Consider the following 3,717-nt stretch of genomic DNA (forward strand, 5'->3'; position numbering starts at 1 on the left):
GCTCCTGCGAAACATGGGCGGAACGTTCCAACGAGCCTGACGCAACGTCACGATCGTTTACTGCCCGTCCTCAAGATTCCCGACGGAGTCGCTCATGAAACATCCCTTGGCAATGGGGCCAACCAACTGATGACGCCGAAGAACCTACGGCCCAGCCGGGCCGCCCCCAAGGGCATCGCTGGATGTGACGAAATCATGGGAAGAGAACGGCCCCGACCTGCGGTGATGCGCCCTGGCGTGATGATGGGACGGGACGGGTCGACCGGTGGGGGCGAGGGGCCGTCAGTCGGCCTGAGGACTGAGGCTGACGGCACCGTGCGCTGCCTCATCCGACCCGCCTGGCCCTCTACCGCTGGGACACCCGCCCTCAAAGCGTCCTCATCCGATGACCTGCTGGCGGACGCCCTTATTGATCAAGTGAGGGCTGGGGTACCGCGTAGCAGTCGGGCGGGCTAGGTGAGCGTGTCACGCAGGCTTTCACGGCGGGGCCGTGTCCGGTCACGGCCGCGAGGCCGGTGTAGACGAACGGGTCGGTGTTGTCGGCGTGTGCGACGGTCACGCGCTGGGTGGGTTGTCCGGGGACGGTGAAGGTCAGGGTGCTGCCGACGGGGGCGTTCCACACCCTGGCCCAGGCCGCCTGGCAGAGCGGGTTGTAGCGGATTTCTAGCCCGATGCCGGTGGGTGTCTGCATGTGCAGCAGCGTTTTCGGTTCGACTCCGCACAGGACCGGTCCCGGGTCCTTGCCGTCGCAGGCGGTGCCCGTACAGCCGACGTGGAAGCCGGCGGAGGGGTCGAAGGTCGCGCGCCCCGCCTGCGGGAGCAGGATGACGCTACCGGCGCCCAGTGCGGCGATCGCGGCGGCGACGGCGGCGCCGATGAGCCAGTTGCGTCGGCGTCGGACCGGTGGCGTGGGCGCAGGGGTTGGCGGGATCGTGGGCGAGGCGTCAGCGCGGGAGGCCGTGCGTTCCGGCCTCTGCGTGACTGTCGCGGTGCGTCGGCTCCAGGCTGCCTCCGCCCGTTCCCACAGCGCGCGTACACCGGGCTCCGGCTCGTCGGCGAGACGGCACATCACACTCACCGCCGGCCAGGGCGGCAGGGCGCGTCCGGCCAGCCAGCGCTGCCAGGAGGACTTGCTGTAGGCCGACTCCGCCGCCAGCGTCACCAGGGTGAGCCGGCGGCGATCGCGGAGCGTCCGGAGGCGGGCCGCCAGGCGTTCGCACTCGGGCGGGATCGTTGTCATCCGCGCAACGCTGCCCAGGTGTGCGGGCCGACCTGGCCGTCGACGTCCAGGTGGTACCTCTTCTGAGCGCTGATGACCGCTGACTCGGTCAGCGGGCCGAAGTTGCCGTCCACGCCTCCCGGGGAGATGCCGGCACGCTGCAACAGGCACTGGAGTTCGGCGACTTCGGGACCCGACATGTCGACTTCGAGTGCGTCGCTGCTGGTGTCACTGTTCCCGGCGTACCACGAGCCGTGTCTGCGCACGTAGGTGCAGGCATAGGCGATCGGATGGGCCACCGCAGCCGTACGGGGAGAACCGGCCGACGCCCCGCTGTCGACCTCCGTCATGGCTGCCACGGCGATGAGCGCGCCCGCCACGGCAGCTCCGGCTGCGGTGAGGTAGAGCCTGCGACGGGTCACCGGGCGCGGAACGAGGTTTGGCAGCGGTTCGCCGCCTTCCTCGTCCTCGTTCGCGTCTGTATGGCCGGTTGGCCGATCCCGATGCCAGGAATCCACTGCTGCCGCATGGAGCGCCATCAGCCGGGCCGTATCCGTATCGGCGCCCGTATCCGTACACGTGACCGCTGCCAGTGCCTCGACCGCCGCGGCCGGCGGCAGCAGACGGCCGCTCAGGTAACGCTCCCACGAGGACGCGCTGTAGCCCGTCCGTGCGGCGAGCCTGTGCACACTCAGCCCACTGGCGTCCTTCAGTTTCCGCAACTGGCCGATGAACTCCACCACTACCGGGTCCAGTCCCCCCGACAGTTCCTTCCACCGTGCCATTCCCCGCCCCATCCCCTCGGGAGACATTCCCCATGGTCCGGACGGAGAGCGTAACCGAGCGAAGTAGCGCTTCCCCGGTCGGTGTCCCGGTCCACCGTGCCGCATGACCTGCCGGGCGGCTTGCCGGCGGAGAGTCGTCCGCTATTCCTCTACTTCCTCCGCGTCGCTGATGCCGATGCGGAGGAAGTAGAGGTACCGCAGGATCTCAATGACGGCTGCCTCGGCTCGGCCGAGGGCTCGCCGGACGCCTTCCACGTCCCCGTCCAGGAAGTGAAGGTGGGCGCTGAGGACTGGAATCAGAATGAGGTCTCCGGAGTCCGCGCATGACGGTATGTCAGTTCTGCGTTGGCGCGGCCCGGGGCCTATGGAAGCTGGACTCCAGACCAGGCATCGACTTCGCACTGTCCGTCGGCGTTGTTCCCTGCGGTCACGACTGTGCCGTTGGCACGCAGGCCGAGGGTGTGCGTTGAACCGGCCGCCACGGCGACAATGTCGCGCCAGTCGTCGACTTTGCACTGTCCGTAGCTGTTGTCTCCCGCTGCGAGGACCCGCCCGAACGCTGTGACCCCGACGGTGTGGTAGCTGCCTGCGCTGAGCGCTACGACGTCTTCCCACTCATCGACCGCGCACGCCCCGGTTTCCCGGTCTCTGGTCGCTACTGCCCGCCCGTTGGCTCTGAGGCCGACGGTATGGAGATACCCGGCCGAAATGGCGGCTAGGTCACGCCACCCTTCAACGTCACACTGCCCTCGTCGGTTGTTCCCCGCAGCCAGTGCAGAACCGTCCGACCGGACGCCGACGGAGTGCCAGTCACCACACGAGAGGACGGCCATCTCGCGCCAGGACTGCACGTCGCACTGTCCTTCTGAACTCCGGCCAACTGCTACTGACCTTGCTGGCGTGATGTCGTGGGGGTCGACAGGCTGTGGTTGTCGCAGTAGGCCGGTCACATGAGGTATCCGCAAGGGGGCGGGCTGACCGCGGAGCGACGGACGTTTCGCGAGCACGTCCGGATGCAGGCAGCCGAGTTATTCGCCCTGGGACACGACAACGCCGCCATCGCCAAGCAGTTACGTGTCAGCGTGCGCTCGGTGCAGCGATGGCATCTGGCATGGGAGCACGGCGGAACTCCAGCCCTCGAGTCGAAGGGGCAGGCGTCCAGGCCCAAGCTGAGTGAGGCACTGTTCGCGGTGCTCGAGCAGGAGCTGGCCAAGGGGCCGGTCGCGCACGGCTGGCCGGACCAGACCTGGACACTGGCGCGGATCAAAACGCTGATCGGGCGCCGGTTCCACAAAAGCATGACGATCTGCGCCATCGCGCAGATGCTGCACCGGCACGGCTTCAGTCACCAGGTCCCGGCCCGCCGCGCGAGCGAGCGCGACGAGGAAGCGGTCACCGGGTGGGTGAAGCAGACATGGCCCCAGGTGGAAACGCTGTGGCGGCGCTCGGGGCCTGGCTCTGCTTCGAAGACGAAGCCGGTTTCTCGATGACGCCGCCCACCGCCCGCACCTGGTCCCGGCGCGGACACACACCCGTCATCCGGGTGCGGGGACGCTCCCAGCGGCGCTTCTCCATCGCCGCTCTGGCCTGCTACAAGAAAGGTCAACGCTCACGCCTGATCGTGACTGCTCAGCAGGTCGTGTGACCTGCCGCTGATCGGATCGTTGGTCTGTTCGTGGGCCTGTCGAAGCGTCGTCCGTCGTACGACGATCT

The 3,717-nt window shown here is 68.1% G+C and carries 5 protein-coding genes and 1 pseudogene; 3 read left to right on the forward strand and 3 right to left on the reverse strand.

Annotation, left to right across the window (positions count from 1 at the left end; all coding sequences use genetic code 11):
* Positions 1 to 406: 406 nt before the first annotated feature.
* Entirely contained in the window at positions 407 to 1,240 is an 834-nt protein-coding gene (locus tag AB0N07_RS49940; RefSeq protein ID WP_365847519.1) for a DUF2690 domain-containing protein, read from the reverse strand.
* Entirely contained in the window at positions 1,237 to 2,004 is a 768-nt protein-coding gene (locus AB0N07_RS49945; protein ID WP_365847521.1) for a peptidoglycan-binding protein, read from the reverse strand. The genes AB0N07_RS49940 and AB0N07_RS49945 overlap by 4 nt, the downstream gene beginning before the upstream one ends.
* Before the next feature lie 96 nt (positions 2,005 to 2,100).
* Here AB0N07_RS49945 and AB0N07_RS49950 point away from each other — a divergent pair, with 96 nt between their 5' ends.
* Positions 2,101 to 2,331, forward strand: coding sequence for a hypothetical protein (locus AB0N07_RS49950; protein WP_365847523.1), 231 nt, complete (start codon positions 2,101 to 2,103; stop codon positions 2,329 to 2,331).
* 35 nt (positions 2,332 to 2,366) lie between these two features.
* Here AB0N07_RS49950 and AB0N07_RS49955 read toward each other — a convergent pair whose 3' ends face one another.
* A complete protein-coding gene (locus tag AB0N07_RS49955; protein WP_365847527.1) occupies positions 2,367 to 2,837 on the reverse strand; it encodes a hypothetical protein in 471 nt (156 codons plus the stop codon).
* Positions 2,838 to 2,954: 117 nt separating this feature from the next.
* Here AB0N07_RS49955 and AB0N07_RS49960 point away from each other — a divergent pair, with 117 nt between their 5' ends.
* Both AB0N07_RS49960 and AB0N07_RS49965 read left to right on the forward strand, forming a co-directional pair.
* The gene (locus AB0N07_RS49960; protein WP_365847525.1) at positions 2,955 to 3,494 is read left to right on the forward strand and encodes a winged helix-turn-helix domain-containing protein; all 540 of its coding nucleotides are present in this window, start codon (positions 2,955 to 2,957) and stop codon (positions 3,492 to 3,494) included.
* Positions 3,491 to 3,625: pseudogene (locus AB0N07_RS49965) on the forward strand (IS630 family transposase); the annotation flags it as partial. The gene AB0N07_RS49960 and the pseudogene AB0N07_RS49965, both read left to right, overlap by 4 nt.
* Positions 3,626 to 3,717 lie beyond the last annotated feature (92 nt).

The sequence above is a fragment of the Streptomyces sp. NPDC051172 genome (genome assembly GCF_040682555.1).
Classification (GTDB): domain Bacteria; phylum Actinomycetota; class Actinomycetes; order Streptomycetales; family Streptomycetaceae; genus Streptomyces.